Here is a 14393-nt window from a genome sequence, read left to right as displayed (position 1 = left end):
TATGGACCTGCCGCGTTCGGACCATGACATTTCTCAATGCGGTCCGGGCCCTTCGGCAGCAGGAGCCCGGTGCAGCAGGTCCACCACTTCCCGGTCCGTGAGCTGGTGGAAGTCCCGGTAGAATTCGCCGATGCCGTAGAACACGTCGGGCGTCAAAAGACAGACCACGTCGTCGACCATCGTGCGCAGCGATGCGATCTCGTCGGCGGGGGCGACGGGAACGGCAAGGATGAGGCGCTTTGCGCCCCGCCGCGCCAGCGCCTTCAGGGCCGCCCGGACGGTCGTGCCGGTGGCGATGCCGTCGTCGACCACGATGACGGTCCTGCCCGTGACGGAAACTGGGGATCTGCCCGACAGGTAGGCCGCCCGGCGCCGCTCGATCTCGTGAAGCTCATTCTGCACGAGAGCGTCGAAGGCGCTCTGGCTCAGCCCGGCCCAGGCCATGACCTCCTCGTTGAGGACCACGTCGGACCGCTCGCCGTCGATCACGGCGGCGGCCGCAAGCTCGGGCTGGGAGGGGAGGCCGATCTTGCGGACGAGCAGCAGATCGAGGGGAGCGTCCAGGGCCGTGGCGATTTCGTACCCCACCGGCACGCCGCCGCGCGGAAGCGCCAGAACGACAGGGTCGGCGATCGTCATCGACGCGAGCCGTACCGCCAAGCGGCGACCTGCATTCGCGCGGTCTTCGAAGTCGAACATGGCCCGCTCGCTTCCATGGACGTGCCGTGTTCGACCATGACGGTTTCGTGAGCCCGGCGTATTGATGCACGTCAATGTCCATTCCGGATGGACTGCTTTGCTGACGTCATGGTGCTTGGCCCCTCCGATCCCGATCCGGGTGCGAAGCCTGCCATGGCGGCAGAACCGTCCCTCGCCGACAAGGTTCGCTTCCTGGGCACGGCCTCGGCCTATCCGCATGGGCCTGACGACGTGATCGTCAAAGAGACACACATGTCCTGCGTCTTCCTGGCTGGCGAGAGGGTGTTCAAGCTGAAGAAGCCGGTCCGTCACTCCTACCTGGATTTCTCCACCCTGGAGGCCCGGGAGCATTTCTGCCGGGAGGAGGTCAGGCTCAACCGTCGCTTGGCTCCCGGCATCTATCTCGGCGTCCGGCCGCTGCTGCGCTCGTCGGCCGGAAGCCTCGTTCTGGACGGAATCGGGGACGTGGTCGATTGGCTCGTCGAGATGCGTCGCCTGCCGGCCGAGTCCATGCTCGACGCCCGGCTTGAGGCAGGGGTTGTCCGCGAAGGGGACGTCGTGTGCCTTGCCGCCGTGCTGGCGGATTTCTACCGTGCGGCCGAGCACCCTGCCGTCGGGCCCGATGTGCCCTTCATGCACTTCACCACCGAGATGGGAGCCAACCGATCGGTACTGATGCGACCCGAGTTTCGCGCCGGGCAGCCCGGAGTCGAGGCGCTTCTGGATCGGATCGATGCGAGCCTCCTGAGCAGCCGCGACCGCCTTGCGGAGCGCGGGCGCTCCGGCCATGTCGTCGACGGCCACGGCGACCTGCGGCCGGAGCATGTCTGCCTCACCGAGCCGATCGTCATTTTCGACCGCCTCGAGTTCAACCCGGACCTGCGACTGGTGGACCCGTTCGACGAACTGTCGTTCCTGGGCATGGAATGCGCCTGCCTGGGAGCGGCCTGGATCGGGCGGGACCTGATCCGGTACGTGGCCGACCTGATGGGCCAGAAGGTCCCCTGCGACCTGATGGGGCTATATACGGCGCTTCATGCGGTTCTGCGCGCCAGACTCTCTTTGGCGCACCTTCTCGATCCAGTGCCCCGCGAGCCCGCCAAATGGATGCCGCAGGCGAAGCGCTATCTCGCCCTGGCCGATCAGGCCTTGTTGTGAGCCGCTGTATGATCTGGGTCAAAGAGCCCGCATCGGTCCGTTGTTAGAACGGCCAGGAACGGAAGGAGCATGACCGTGAACAAGGCACTGAAGATTCCCCATGACGGCACGGTGCTCGTCAGCGACGGCCGCAAGGCGCTGTTCCTGAAGAACCAGGGCGACGACGTCTTTCCCAATCTGCAGGTCGAGCGCGTGCTCCAGGCGCCGGACAATCCGCAGACGAGCCAGCAGGGCACCGACAAGCCCGGCCGGACCTTCGGCTTCGACCAGCGCGCCGCCGTCGGGCAGACCGACTGGCATCAACGTGCGGAGCAGAAGTTCGCCGCCGAGGTCGCAGAGATGGTCAACCAGGCGTGCTCGACCGGAGACCTGAAGGCGATCGTCGTCGCGGCGCCGCCGCGGACCTTGGCCGAACTCCGCACGCATTTCTCCGAGGCCGTCCGACGCAAGATCATGGCCGAGGTCAACAAGGACCTGACCAAGCACCCGGTCTACGAGATCGAGCAGCATCTCGTTCCGGGAGCGTGAAGGGGCGCTCTTCCGGGCTGAACATCCGGATTGCGGCAGGGGAGTTCCGCTCGCTCAGGGTCGCTCGATGCTGCCGGTGAACAGATAGCCGACGCCGCGGACCGACTTGATCAGCGTCGGGCTCCTTGGCTCGGGCTCGATCTTTCGCCGCAGCCGCGCCACCTGCGCATCGATGGCGCGGTCGAACACCTCCCATTGCCGCCCGCGCGTGAGGTCCATCAGCATGTCCCGGTTCAGAACGCGGCCGGGATGCCGCGCGAAGGTCACGAGAAGGTCGAACTCTCCCGTCGTGAGCGGAACGGGCGCGCCGCTTGGATCCTTCAGCTCCCGCCGCCCCAGATCGAGGGACCATCCGTCGAACCGGATGGTCTCCCCGGTTCCCGGGTGAGGAGCGGTCGCGGCCTCCCCGGGATGGGCCGGTTGCAGCCGCCGCAGGACGCTCTTGATCCGCGCCAGCACCTCGCGCAGGTGGAATGGCTTCGCGATGTAATCGTCGGCGCCGACCTCGAGCCCGACGACCGCGTCGACGATGTCGGCCCGACCCGTCACCATGATGATGCCGATATTGGATTGGGACCGGATTTCCCGTGCGAGTTCGAGACCGTCCTCTCCCGGAAGGAGCAGATCCAGCAGGATCAGGTCGATCCTTTCGTTAGCCAGGCGCTCGCGCATGGCCGCGCCGCTCCCGGCGACGCTCACGCGGAAGCCTTCCTCGGACAAGTAGCCGGAGAGCATCTTGCAGATGCGGTGGTCGTCGTCGACGATCAGAATGTGAGGCTTGTCCGCCATTTCCGAAGGTCCAGAGCTGCCAGGTCCGCCGCTGCGATCGGGCGCTGAGAAAGCAGTTCTCGCCCGGTCGTGCAAAATCAGCTGGGGCGGACATGGTCAAGCCGACGGGAGCGGCATCCCATCCACCGGAGCTGACCAAGACTACTCCAGCCAAGGTCCTGTTACAATTCGTTACAGGGCTGTCACAAGAGCGCACATGGCTAGGATACTTCTGTGACAGAGGCCTGCTCTACTGACCGAAAGCATGGTTCAGAGCGGAGCTAGCGTCATGTACTCGTCCCATCTCGCCCCTTCGGGCCACCATGTCCCCTTCGCTGCCTTGGGCCTCACGCCGAAGACGACAACCCTCGAAGGCCTGTTCTCCGCCCAGCCGGCCGAGACTTTTACGGCCGGCCAAGCCGTCTTCTGGGAGGGAGACGCCTCCACGCACGTGGTTCAGGTCGTCGAGGGCTGCCTGCGTCTCTACCGCATCCTGCCCGACGGGCGGCGGGCCGTGATCGGCTTCACCTTCGGCGGCGAAGTGCTCGGCGTGTCCTTCCAGGGGCCCTATCTCTACACGGCCGAAGCCGTGACGCCGGTCCGCCTGCGCCGGATCAGCCGTAAGCGCATGATCGAGGTCGCGGCGACCTCTTCCGGGACGCTCCGCCAGCAGCTCATGGACAAGATGTATGAGGAGATGAGCGCCGCTCAGCACCTCATCATCGTCCTCGGCCAGCTGAGCGCCGAAGAGCGGGTCGCGAACTTCCTCGTGGCCGCGGCGCAGCGGACCGGAGCGGACCGTCGCAAGCCGGTCGCCGTCGAGCTGCCGATGAGCAGGCTGGACATCGCGGATTACCTCGGACTCACCATCGAGACCGTCTGCCGCGTGTTCTCGAAACTCAAGCGGGAAGGGTTGATCGCGCTCGAAGGACGGCACCAGGTGATCCTGCGCGGCATCGCGGCGCTCCTCGATCTGGCCGGAGAGATGGACGAGGACCGCCCGTGCGGCATCCGCGTTCCCGCAAGGCCGGAGGCTGCGCTGCCGAACTGAACGCTTGGACGGCAAGCGATCACGTGTCGGAGCACACGGCCGACATGCCTCCACGCTGCGTCGACGCCGGAGCGGCTGCGAAACTCGCAGGACCGCTCCAAGAGGAGACAGAGCGCCGAGTTTGCGAAAAATCAGTTCACCGACAGGTCTTCGGGAGGCACATTCATCGTGTGAGAAACGAAGGCTCGACCTATCAGGAAGATCCTTCGAACATGGTCGGGACAGTCATGCCGCAGGTCCGGTTTTCGGCGTGACATCACCGCCGTCCGAGGTTTGGCCCATGATGGAAGCCTCCAGCTCGAATGCCTATCCTCTCATGCACTGGCTTGATCGATACTGGTCCGGACCGAAGAAGCTTCTGGCCGCCTGCCTTGCTCTCGACACGACCGTTTTTGTGCTCGATCTCTGGCTTCCGGCCGAGTACGCGGTCGGCATCCTCTATATCGGGCCGGCCCTGCTCGCCTTCAGGCTCCCACGGGCCCGCGCGGGCATCGGGCTTGCAGTGCTGGGGACGATCCTCAGCGTTCTGGGATACGTGATCTCGCCCCTCAGCCCCGGCTATGGAAGCGTCGAGACCATCATCAATCGCGGCATGTCCCTGGCGATCATGTGGTGGGCGGCGGCCCTGGCCGTCGGACACCAGGCCGCGAGAACCGCTCTCGAGCAGAGCGAGGCGCGCTCCCAGGCGAACGAGGCGCACCTGCGGTCGATCCTCGAAACGGCGCCCGAGGCGCTCATCACCATCGACGCGGGCGGCCGCATCGAGACGTTCAGCCGGTCCTCTGAAATCCTGTTCGGCTACGACGCGAGCGAGGTCGTCGGCCGCAACGTGAGCATGCTCATGCCTTCACCCTACCGCGAGGAGCATGACGGCTATCTTGAGCGTTATCTCCGCACCGGCGAGAGGCGCATCATCGGAGTGGGGCGTGTGGTCAGCGCGCGGCGCAAGGACGGCAGCGTCTTCCCGATCGAGCTGGCTGTCGGGGAGGCGAGGGTGGATGGCCACCGCCTATTCACCGGCTTCATCCGCGACATGACGGCCAGACAGCGGCTGGAGCAGGAGCTCCGGCAGGCGCAGAAGATGGAGGCGGTCGGCCAGCTGACCGGCGGCATCGCGCACGATTTCAACAACCTGCTCACCGTCATCCTCGGCAATCTGGAGATGGTCGAGATGCGCCTGAAGGACGAGCGCCAGCTCGAGCTCGTCAGGGAGGCGCGGGAGACGGCGGAGCACGGCGCCCAGCTCACCGGAAGGCTCCTCGCATTCGGACGGCGCCAGCCCCTGCAGCCCAAGCCCACGGATGTGGCGCAGCTGCTGCAGGAGATGGAGACGCTCCTGCGCCGCGCGCTCGGGGAGACCATCGAGGTCCGAACCAGATCGGAGCCTCGTCTCTCCAAGGTCGACGTCGATCCGAGCCAGTTGCAGAGCGCGATCCTGAACCTGGCCATCAACGCCCGCGACGCCATGCCGGCGGGAGGACGGCTGACCATCACGGCCTCAGGGGCAGTGATCGACGCCGATTATGCCCATCTCCATTCCGAGGTGCATCCGGGCCACTACGTCGTGGTCGCCGTCACCGACACGGGTACGGGCATGTCCAAGGAGGTGCAGGAGCGCGCCTTCGATCCGTTCTTCACAACCAAGGAGGTCGGGGCGGGAAGCGGTCTCGGCCTCTCCATGGTCTACGGCTTCGTCAAGCAGTCGAACGGCCACGTCCAGATCTACAGCGAGACCGGCCACGGCACCACGGTGCGGATCTACCTGCCGCAGGCCGAGGACAAGCCGGCGGTCGCGCCGCCTCAGGGCGAGCGGGCCGGGATCGAGGCCCTGAAGGCGCGCGGCGAGACCGTGCTCGTCGTCGAGGACGAGCCCCGCGTGCGCCGGCTCACCGTCAAGAGGCTGCAGGACCTCGGCTATGCTATCCTCGAGGCCGCCGACGGTCCGCAGGCCCTGAGGGTGCTCGAAGAGCGGAACGACATCGATCTGGTCTTCACCGACATCATCCTGCCGAACGGGCTCACGGGCGCCGACGTGGCGCGCTACGTCCATGAGAACCGGCCCGGGGTCAAGGTGCTGTTCACGTCCGGCTATGCGGAGCCCGATCTCGTGAAGCAGGGGCTCGCCAAGGGCGCGTTCTGGCTGAAGAAGCCATATACGGCCGCCAGTCTTGCCCAGACGCTCCGGACGATCCTTGACGGGGCGGCGTGAGGCGCGGCGGTGGCGCACCGTGGTCGGGTGGATCGACGACCTATCACCGTTCGTCATACTTAAGGCTACAAACTTTCAATTCCGGTGATGCGCGACTCAGGATAATGTGCCGCCCCTTGCCGTTCAGGGTCTCGACATGTCCACGCAAACCGATCGATCCCGCTTCTCGCCGGAACTCATCGTCCTGTCGGGCTGCCTGATTGCCCTCATCACGTTCGGGCCGCGGGCCTCAGCCGGCCTGTTCCAGATCCCGATGACGACGGAATACGGCTGGGGGCGCGACGTGTTCGGCCTCGCCATCGCGTTCCAGAACCTGCTCTGGGGACTCGGCCAGCCCTTCGCGGGCGCTGTGGCGGACCGGTTCGGGGCCCTCCGGGTGCTCTGCGTGGGCGCGCTGCTCTATGCGGCCGGCCTCGTGGTCATGGCCTATGCGACGACCCCCGGCATGCTCCACCTGGGGGCCGGCATCCTGATCGGCTTCGGCCTCTCGGGCTGCTCGTTCAACCTGGTGCTCGGCGCCTTCGGCAAGCTCCTGCCGGAACAGTGGCGGCCCATGGCCTTCGGGGCGGGCACCGCGGCCGGCTCCTTCGGCCAGTTCCTCTTCCCGCCCATCGGCAACGTGCTCATCTCCTCCATCGGCTGGCACCAGGCCCTCGTGGTCTTCGCCGTGAGCGTTCTGCTCGTGCTGCCCCTGTCCCTGACGCTGGCGACCCGGCCCAATGCCGGAGCCGCGTCGCAGGGCGGTCCGGCGCCCGCGCCGAACCAGTCGATCCGGCAGGCCCTATCGGAAGCCTTCCAGCACCGCTCCTACGTGCTGCTGGTTCTCGGCTTTTTCACCTGCGGCTTCCAGCTCGCCTTCATCACGGCGCATCTTCCGGCCTACCTGAAGGATGCGGGCCTCTCGGCCGCCATCGGCGGCTGGACCCTCGCGGTCATCGGCCTCGCCAACGCGGTCGGGTCGCTGTCCGCCGGCTGGCTGTCGACGCGCATGTCGAAGCGCTGGCTGCTCGCCTGGATCTATCTCGGCCGCTCGGTGGCGATCGCGGCCTTCATCCTGATCCCGGCCTCTCCCGTGAGCTCCATCGCGTTCGGCGTCTCCATCGGGCTGCTCTGGCTCTCAACGGTGCCGCCCACATCGTCCCTCGTGATGCTGATGTTCGGCACGCGCTACATGGCCATGCTCTACGGCTTCGCGTTCTTCTCGCATCAGGTCGGCGGCTTCCTCGGCGTGTGGCTCGGCGGACTGCTCTACGAGGCCTACGGCAACTACACCTTCGTGTGGTGGCTCTCGATCGCGCTCGGAATCGCGTCGGCGCTGATCAATCTGCCGATCAAGGAAGAGCCGGTCGAGCGCGCGCCGTCTCTCCAGCCGGCGGAGTGATCCTCATCTTTCGAAGTCGTGCATCGTTCATTGCGGAAAACCGGTGTCCACTTTTCCGCACGATGCACGCGCCTTCGCCGAAGGAATGAGCCCTTCGCGCTTGCCCTGATCCTCCACCGCGCTCCAAATGGGCCAACATGGTGGAGGAACGATCAATGGGCGCATTCAGGGCCGTCGTCATCGACAAGAACGAGAGCGGACAGACCGTCGAGCTGCGAGACTTCGACGAGGCCGACCTGATGGACGGCGACGTCACCGTCCGCGTGTCGCATTCGACCCTCAACTACAAGGACGGGCTCGCGCTCACCGGCAAGGCCCCGGTTGTGCGCCGCTTCCCGATGATTCCCGGCGTCGATCTCGTCGGCACGGTCGAGGCGTCCTCAAATCCCGAGTTCAAGCCGGGCGATGCGGTCGTGCTCAACGGCTGGGGCCTCGGCGAGACGCATCTCGGCGCCTATGCCGAGAAGGTGCGGGTCAAGGGCGATTGGCTGATCCCGCTCCCGACGGGCCTGAGCGCCGAGCAGGCGATGGCGATCGGAACGGCGGGCTACACCGCCATGCTCGCGCTGATGGCGCTGGAACGCCACGGCCTTCGTCCGGACCGCGGCCCCGCCGTCGTGACCGGCGCGGCCGGCGGAGTCGGTTCCGTAGCGGTCGCCCTGCTCGCCAAGGCCGGCTGGCACGTGATCGCCTCCACCGGAAGGCCGGAGGAAGCCGATTACCTGAAGGGGCTCGGCGCCGCGGAGATCATCGAGCGCAGCGAGCTCAACGGTCCTGTCCGGCCGCTCGCCAAGGAGCGCTGGGCCGCCGGCATCGATTCCGTCGGCTCGACGACGCTCGCCAACGTCCTATCGATGACCCGGTACCACGGGGCCATCGCGGCCTGCGGCCTCGCGGGCGGCATGGACCTGCCGTCCACCGTGGCGCCCTTCATCCTGCGCGGCGTGTCGCTGCTCGGCATCGACTCGGTCATGGCCCCGAAGCCGCTCCGCCTGGAGGCCTGGAACCGGCTGGCCCGGGAGCTCGATCTCGGCAAGCTCGCGGCCATGACCTCGACCATCCCGCTCGATCAGGTGCAGGAGGCTGGGCGGAAGATCGTCGAAGGCAGGATTCGCGGACGGGTCGTGGTGGAGATCGGCTGACCGGTCGGGATCACGCGATCTTGCGCCCGTATCCCTCGATGGCCTTGCGCTGCTTGCCGATCTCGACCGCCATGAAGTCCATGAAGGCCCGCACGCGGGCCGACTGGCGCAGGTCCGGGTGCGTGAGAAGCCACAGGCCGGCGGAGAAGTCCGGATTGATGTCGGACAGCCGGACGAGGCTCGGATTCGCATCCGCGATGAAGCAGGGCAGTGGCCCGATGCCGGTGCCGGCCTCGACCGCCTCCGCCAGCCCCAGCACCGTGTTGACCCGGTAGGCGATCAGCTCGGGAGCCACGCGGTCGCGCACATAGCGGGCCGCCTTGAGCGTCGCGAGATTATCCCCGAGCGCCACCCAGGGACGGTTGACGAGGGTGGACGGGTCGATGGAGCCCGGATCGGGGAAGTCCGCGGCACGGCCGTAGATCGCCCAGGCGATGGTCGCGACCCGCCGCCCCACCAGGGTCTCGGGCGGCGTGTCGGTGGCGCGGATCGCCACGTCGGCATCGCGCTTCGACAGGTTCAGGGCCTGGTTGGCCAGGACCACGTCCAGGCGCATCTCGGGGCAGCTCACGAGAAACCGGGTGAAGAGCGGCGTGAGCAGGTGGATCAGCAGCGAATCGTTGGTGGTGACGCGCAGCTCGCCTGCCGGAGCGACCGCCTGGCCCGCGAGCTTGCGCGTGAAGGCGGTGACGTTCTCCTCCATCTGCTCCGCGAGCGCCGCCATCTCCTCGCCGGCGGGCGTCAGCACGTAGCCGGTGCGATGGCGCTCGAAGAGCTTGACCCCGAGCCCGTCCTCCATCTGGCCGAGGCGGCGGAAGACGGTGGAGTGATTGACGCCGAGCCGTTCGGCAGCTCCCGCGAGGCCGCTGGCCTCGGCGATGATCTTCACCAGCCTGAAGTCGTCCCACTCGAGAGGCTGCTTCGCCACAGTCTTGCATCCACGCAATAAAGACCGTGCATCAGTACCACTGGTTTTGCAGATTGGAAAGTTTACCCTAGGTTATATCGGGTGATCGAAGACATCCGGATGTGCCGGCGCCGCATGCGTTCGCGCACCACAGACAACCTCACCTGTTGGAGATCGTGATGGCCAAGGTTCTGGTCCTGTATTATTCCGCCTGGGGGCATATCGAGAAGATGGCCTATGCGGTTGCCGAAGGGGCCCGCGAGGCCGGCGCCGACGTCACCGTCAAGCGCGTGCCGGAACTCGTGCCGCTCGAGGTGGCCCAGAAGGCCCACTACAAGCTCGATCAGGAAGCCCCGATCGCCAAGCCGGAAGAGCTCGCCGAGTACGATGCGGTCATCTTCGGCACCGGCACCCGCTACGGCAACATGACTGCCCAGATGAAGAACTTCCTTGACCAGACCGGTTCGCTCTGGGCGAGCGGCGCCCTCGTCGGCAAGGTCGGTTCGGTCTTCACGTCGAGCGGCACCCAGCATGGCGGCCAGGAATCGACGATCCTGACCTTCCACCCGGTCCTGCTGCACCTCGGCTTCATCATCGTCGGCCTGCCCTATGCCTTCGCGGGCCAGATGGGCCTCGACGAGATCAAGGGCGGTTCGCCCTACGGCGCCTCGACGATCACCGGCCCCGACGGCTCGCGCCAGCCGAGCCAGGTCGAGCTCGACGGCGCCCGTTACCAGGGCCGCCACGTGGCCGAGATCGCCAGCAAGCTCACGGCGAAGTAAGACGTCGGGCGGGGCGGCTCAGCGCTCCGCCGCAGCCCGTCTCAGGCGGTCGTTGATTGCCTCGCCCAGCCCGGTCTCGGGGATCGGGCTGACGGCGATGGTGTCGGCGCCGGAGGCGTCGAGCTGCCTCAGGGACGAGAACAGACGGGCGGCGGCCTCGATGAGGTCGCCGCTTTCGCTCAAGCTCAGCACGGCCCGTGCTTCTGGAAGCCCGTCGGGCGACGTGGAGCCGAACAGCAGGGCCGCCTCGCCGGGCCTGATCTCGGCCGCATCCAGGCGCACCTGCGCCCGCGGGGCGTAGTGCGACGCGAGCATGCCCGGCGCGACCGGATTGTCCGTTGCCTCGGGCCCGGCCTCCAGCCTGCACCCGATCAGCGCCTCGATCGCTTCCCGCGGCACGCCCCCTGGGCGCAGCAGGCGCGGAGCGCCGCCGAGACAGGCCACGATGGTGGATTCGACGCCGACCATGGCCGGACCGCCATCGATCACCGCATCGATGCGGCCGTCGAGGTCCCCCAGCACGTGATCGGCCTCGGTAGGGCTGATCCGGCCGGAGCGGTTGGCAGAGGGGGCCGCGACCGGGCATCCGGTCTTCTCCAGCAATGCATGGGCCATCAGATGCGCCGGCACCCTCAAGGCCACGCTGTCGAGGCCCGCGCGGGCGAGGTCCGAGACCGTGCAGGTCTTCGCCGCCGGCACCACCAGGGTGAGGGGGCCCGGCCAGAAGGCCTTCGCCAGCCGTTCCGCGGTCTCGTCGAAGACCCCCTGAACCTTGGCGGCCTCGAAGCTGTCGAGATGGGAGATCAGGGGATTGAAGCTCGGCCGCTCCTTGGCGGCGTAGATTCCGGCCACCGCTTCCGGGTTGGTGGCGTCGGCTCCCAGCCCGTAGACCGTTTCGGTCGGGAAGGCCACGAGGCCGCCGCGCCTGAGGATTGAGGCCGCTTCGGCAAGTCCGGCCGCGTCGGGCGTCAGGCGTTTGGTTTGCACCATTGACCGCTGATCGTTCACGTCTAAACTATCCTTCAATCCGAACGCGGGTCGGCGCGCTTTCGCGGGTTTAACTGCGGGGCGACACGCGTCAATATCAAAACCCATTCGCCATCAGAGGAAACACCATGTCCTACCGCGCGCCCGTCTCCGACATCGTCTTCACGATGCGCCACGTGGCCGGCCTCGACCGTGCCCTGCGGGATGGGCTCTATCCGGATCTCAGCGCCGATCTCGCGCAGACGATCCTGGAGGAGGCGGGGCGCTTCGCCAACGACGTGATCGCGCCCTTGAACCGGGAGGGCGACAAGCACGGGGTGGTCCTGAAAGATGGCGCCATCACCACCGCGCCGGGCTGGAAGGAGGCCTACAAGGCCTGGACGGAGGCGGGCTGGAACGCCCTGCCGGGCCCGGTCGATTATGGCGGGCAGGGGTTGCCGACGCTTCTCAACTCCGCCTGCGTGGAGATGTGGAACTCGGCCTCCATGGCGTTCGGCATCGGCCCCGTCCTCACCATGGGGGCCATCGAGGCGCTGGCGCAGCACGGTTCGGACGATCTCAAGGGCCGCTATCTGGAAAAGCTCGTCTCCGGCGAGTGGACCGCCACCATGAACCTCACCGAGCCGCAGGCGGGCTCGGACCTCGCGGCCCTGCGATCCCGCGCCGAGCCGGCGGGTGACGGGACCTACCGGATCACTGGCCAGAAGATCTTCATCACCTACGGCGAGCACGATCTCACCGACAACATCGTGCATCTCGTGCTCGCGCGCCTGCCCGATGCGCCTGCCGGCACCCGCGGCATCTCGCTCTTCCTCGTTCCCAAGTTCCTGCCGGACGGCACGCGCAACGACGTGCGCTGCCACTCGATCGAGCACAAGCTCGGCATCCATGCCTCGCCCACCTGCACCATGATCTTCGGCGATCACGGCGGCGCGGTCGGTTGGCTCGTGGGCGAGGAGAACCGCGGCCTTGCCTGCATGTTCACGATGATGAACAACGCCCGCCTCGCGGTCGGCCTGCAGGGCGTCGCCATCGCGGAGCGCGCCTATCAGCAGGCGCTCGGCTACGCCAGCGAGCGGCGCCAAGGCCGCGCGCCCATGGGCGCCGTCGAGGGCATGAGCCCGATCGTCGCGCACCCGGACGTGCAGCGCAACCTGCTCACCATGAAGGCGCTGACGGCGGCTTCCCGCGCCATCTGCTACATGACCGCGGAGGCCATCGACCGCGCCCATCTGGAACAGGATGCGGCGAGCCGGAAGAAGGCCCATGAGCGCGCCTCCCTGCTCACGCCGGTGGCGAAGGCCTTCTCGACCGATATCGGCGTCGAAGTCGCGTCGCTGGGCGTGCAGGTCCATGGCGGCATGGGCTACGTGGAGGAAACGGGCGCGGCCCAGCACCTGCGCGACGCGCGCATCGCGCCGATCTACGAGGGCACCAACGGCATCCAGGCCATCGATCTCGTCACCCGCAAGCTGCCGCTCTCCGGCGGCGAGACGGTCCATGCGCAGATCGCCGCCATGCGGGCCGTCGTCACGCGTCTGATGAAGGAGGCAACGCCCGCCTTCGGGGCGACCGCGGCACGCCTGCGCGATGCCATCGAGAGCCTGGATCGCGCGACGAGCTTCCTCCTCAAGGCGGTCTCGTCCAACGCGCCCTCCGAGGCGCTGGCGGGCGCGACGCCGTATCTTCGCCTCTTCGCGCTGGCTCAAGGAGGCGCGGCGCTCGCCGAAGGCGCGCTCGCGGCGAATGCCCTGATGGCAAGCGGCGACACCGATCCGGCGCATCCGGCCCGCATCGCGCTGTGCCGCTTCTTCGCCGAGAATATTGCGGTCGGCGCGAAGGGCCTCGAGGACACGGTTCTGGGTGGTGCGAGCTTCCTGCAGGACGCCGATCTGGCGCTGGCGAGCTGATCCCATGACCCTCAACGGCAAGACGCTCTTCATCACCGGCGCCTCCCGCGGCATCGGCCTCGCCATCGGCCTGCGCGCGGCGCAGGACGGCGCCAACGTGGTCGTCGCGGCCAAGACCGCCGAGCCGCACCCGAAGCTGCCGGGCACCATCTACACGGCCGCCGAGGAGATCGAGACGGCGGGCGGCAGGGCCCTGCCGCTCGTGGTCGACGTGCGCGACGAGGAGGCCGTGAAGGGCGCCGTCGCGAAGGCGGTGGAAACCTTCGGCGGCATCGACATCGTGGTGAACAACGCCAGCGCCATCAGCCTCACGCCGACGCCGCAGACCGACATGAAGCGGTTCGACCTGATGCACCAGATCAACACGCGCGGCACCTACATGGTGTCGAAATACGCGATTCCGCACCTGGAAAAGGCCGAGAACCCGCACATCCTCATGCTCTCGCCTCCGCTCGACATGAAGGAGAAATGGTTCGCGCCGCATCTCGCCTATTCCCTGGCGAAATACGGCATGAGCCTCTGCGTTCTGGGACTTGCAGGCGAGTTGCGGGGCAGAGGGATCGCCGTCAATGCGCTCTGGCCGCGCACGACCATCGCCACCAGCGCGGTGAGGAACCTGCTCGGCGGCGACGAGATCGTGCAGGCGAGCCGCACGCCCGAGATCCTGGCCGATGCGGCCCATGCGGTCTTCCTCAAGCCGTCGGGAAGCTTTTCCGGACACTTCCTCATCGACGACGTCTTCCTCTCAGGCGAGGGCGTGACGGATTTCGAGAAGTACCGGGTCGATCCGTCGAAGCCCCTGATGCCCGATTTCTTCGTGCCGGATGACACGCCGCCCCTCTCACGCTCGTCATAGAAGTTCTGCTACAAC

At 67.1% G+C, this 14393-nt stretch carries 13 protein-coding genes; 9 read left to right on the top strand and 4 right to left on the bottom strand.

The window, feature by feature from the left end; all coding sequences use genetic code 11:
• Window positions 1-33 precede the first annotated feature (33 nt).
• Window positions 34-699: a phosphoribosyltransferase gene (locus DES45_RS20670; RefSeq protein WP_114772145.1), complete on the bottom strand. Its 666-nt coding sequence runs from the start codon at window positions 697-699 to the stop codon at window positions 34-36.
• 153 nt (window positions 700-852) lie between these two features.
• Between DES45_RS20670 and DES45_RS20665 the strand changes: the two genes are divergently transcribed.
• Window positions 853-1857, top strand: a complete 1005-nt coding sequence (locus DES45_RS20665) for a hypothetical protein (protein ID WP_245571818.1) — start codon at window positions 853-855, stop codon at window positions 1855-1857.
• Window positions 1858-1932: 75 nt separating this feature from the next.
• Window positions 1933-2385: a host attachment protein gene (locus DES45_RS20660; RefSeq protein ID WP_245571817.1), complete on the top strand. Its 453-nt coding sequence runs from the start codon at window positions 1933-1935 to the stop codon at window positions 2383-2385.
• Between the two features lie 54 nt (window positions 2386-2439).
• Here DES45_RS20660 and DES45_RS20655 read toward each other — a convergent pair whose 3' ends face one another.
• The gene (locus DES45_RS20655) at window positions 2440-3174 is read right to left on the bottom strand and encodes a response regulator (protein WP_114772141.1); all 735 of its coding nucleotides are present in this window, start codon (window positions 3172-3174) and stop codon (window positions 2440-2442) included.
• Between the two features lie 268 nt (window positions 3175-3442).
• On the opposite strand from DES45_RS20655, the gene DES45_RS20650 reads away from it, so the two are divergent.
• The 4 genes from DES45_RS20650 to acuI all read left to right on the top strand — a co-directional run bounded on the left by DES45_RS20650 (window position 3443) and on the right by acuI (window position 8936).
• Window positions 3443-4204, top strand: a complete 762-nt coding sequence (locus DES45_RS20650) for a helix-turn-helix domain-containing protein (protein WP_170151579.1) — start codon at window positions 3443-3445, stop codon at window positions 4202-4204.
• 280 nt (window positions 4205-4484) lie between these two features.
• Complete coding sequence (locus DES45_RS20645) at window positions 4485-6413, top strand: PAS domain-containing sensor histidine kinase (RefSeq protein ID WP_245571816.1); 1929 nt, start codon at window positions 4485-4487, stop codon at window positions 6411-6413.
• Window positions 6414-6549: 136 nt separating this feature from the next.
• On the top strand, window positions 6550-7794 hold the full coding sequence (locus tag DES45_RS20640; RefSeq protein ID WP_114772269.1) for an MFS transporter: 1245 nt from the start codon (window positions 6550-6552) through the stop codon (window positions 7792-7794).
• A gap of 155 nt (window positions 7795-7949) precedes the next feature.
• On the top strand, window positions 7950-8936 hold the full coding sequence (gene acuI, locus DES45_RS20635) for an acrylyl-CoA reductase (NADPH) (protein WP_114772137.1): 987 nt from the start codon (window positions 7950-7952) through the stop codon (window positions 8934-8936).
• 10 nt (window positions 8937-8946) lie between these two features.
• Here acuI and DES45_RS20630 read toward each other — a convergent pair whose 3' ends face one another.
• On the bottom strand, window positions 8947-9864 hold the full coding sequence (locus DES45_RS20630; RefSeq protein ID WP_114772135.1) for a LysR family transcriptional regulator: 918 nt from the start codon (window positions 9862-9864) through the stop codon (window positions 8947-8949).
• Between the two features lie 158 nt (window positions 9865-10022).
• Here DES45_RS20630 and wrbA point away from each other — a divergent pair, with 158 nt between their 5' ends.
• Window positions 10023-10625 carry an NAD(P)H:quinone oxidoreductase gene (wrbA, locus tag DES45_RS20625; protein ID WP_114772133.1) on the top strand — a complete coding sequence of 201 codons (603 nt, stop codon included), beginning with the start codon at window positions 10023-10025 and terminating at the stop codon, window positions 10623-10625.
• Window positions 10626-10643: 18 nt separating this feature from the next.
• Here wrbA and DES45_RS20620 read toward each other — a convergent pair whose 3' ends face one another.
• Window positions 10644-11633 (bottom strand): L-threonylcarbamoyladenylate synthase, encoded by a 990-nt coding sequence (locus DES45_RS20620; protein WP_114772131.1) that lies wholly within the window; start codon window positions 11631-11633, stop codon window positions 10644-10646.
• Window positions 11634-11740: 107 nt separating this feature from the next.
• On the opposite strand from DES45_RS20620, the gene DES45_RS20615 reads away from it, so the two are divergent.
• Both DES45_RS20615 and DES45_RS20610 read left to right on the top strand, forming a co-directional pair.
• Window positions 11741-13522 (top strand): acyl-CoA dehydrogenase family protein, encoded by a 1782-nt coding sequence (locus DES45_RS20615; protein WP_114772129.1) that lies wholly within the window; start codon window positions 11741-11743, stop codon window positions 13520-13522.
• 4 nt (window positions 13523-13526) lie between these two features.
• A complete protein-coding gene (locus DES45_RS20610) occupies window positions 13527-14378 on the top strand; it encodes an SDR family oxidoreductase (RefSeq protein WP_114772127.1) in 852 nt (283 codons plus the stop codon).
• The last annotated feature ends 15 nt before the right edge of the window (window positions 14379-14393 follow it).

This window comes from Microvirga subterranea (assembly GCF_003350535.1).
In the GTDB taxonomy this organism is placed as follows: Bacteria; Pseudomonadota; Alphaproteobacteria; order Rhizobiales; family Beijerinckiaceae; genus Microvirga; species Microvirga subterranea.
This window is presented reverse-complemented; position numbering and strand designations above follow the sequence as displayed.

Bases quoted from the DNA above. Each gene is read 5' to 3' on its own strand.
- acuI (WP_114772137.1), top strand. From the start codon at position 7,950: ATGGGCGCATTCAGGGCCGTCGTCATCGACAAGAACGAGAGCGGACAG.
- DES45_RS20650 (WP_170151579.1), top strand. From the start codon at position 3,443: ATGTACTCGTCCCATCTCGCCCCTTCGGGCCACCATGTCCCCTTCGCT.
- DES45_RS20645 (WP_245571816.1), top strand. From the start codon at position 4,485: ATGATGGAAGCCTCCAGCTCGAATGCCTATCCTCTCATGCACTGGCTT.
- DES45_RS20670 (WP_114772145.1), bottom strand. From the start codon at position 699: ATGTTCGACTTCGAAGACCGCGCGAATGCAGGTCGCCGCTTGGCGGTA.
- DES45_RS20610 (WP_114772127.1), top strand. From the start codon at position 13,527: ATGACCCTCAACGGCAAGACGCTCTTCATCACCGGCGCCTCCCGCGGC.
- wrbA (WP_114772133.1), top strand. From the start codon at position 10,023: ATGGCCAAGGTTCTGGTCCTGTATTATTCCGCCTGGGGGCATATCGAG.
- DES45_RS20640 (WP_114772269.1), top strand. From the start codon at position 6,550: ATGTCCACGCAAACCGATCGATCCCGCTTCTCGCCGGAACTCATCGTC.
- DES45_RS20665 (WP_245571818.1), top strand. From the start codon at position 853: ATGGCGGCAGAACCGTCCCTCGCCGACAAGGTTCGCTTCCTGGGCACG.
- DES45_RS20655 (WP_114772141.1), bottom strand. From the start codon at position 3,174: ATGGCGGACAAGCCTCACATTCTGATCGTCGACGACGACCACCGCATC.
- DES45_RS20615 (WP_114772129.1), top strand. From the start codon at position 11,741: ATGTCCTACCGCGCGCCCGTCTCCGACATCGTCTTCACGATGCGCCAC.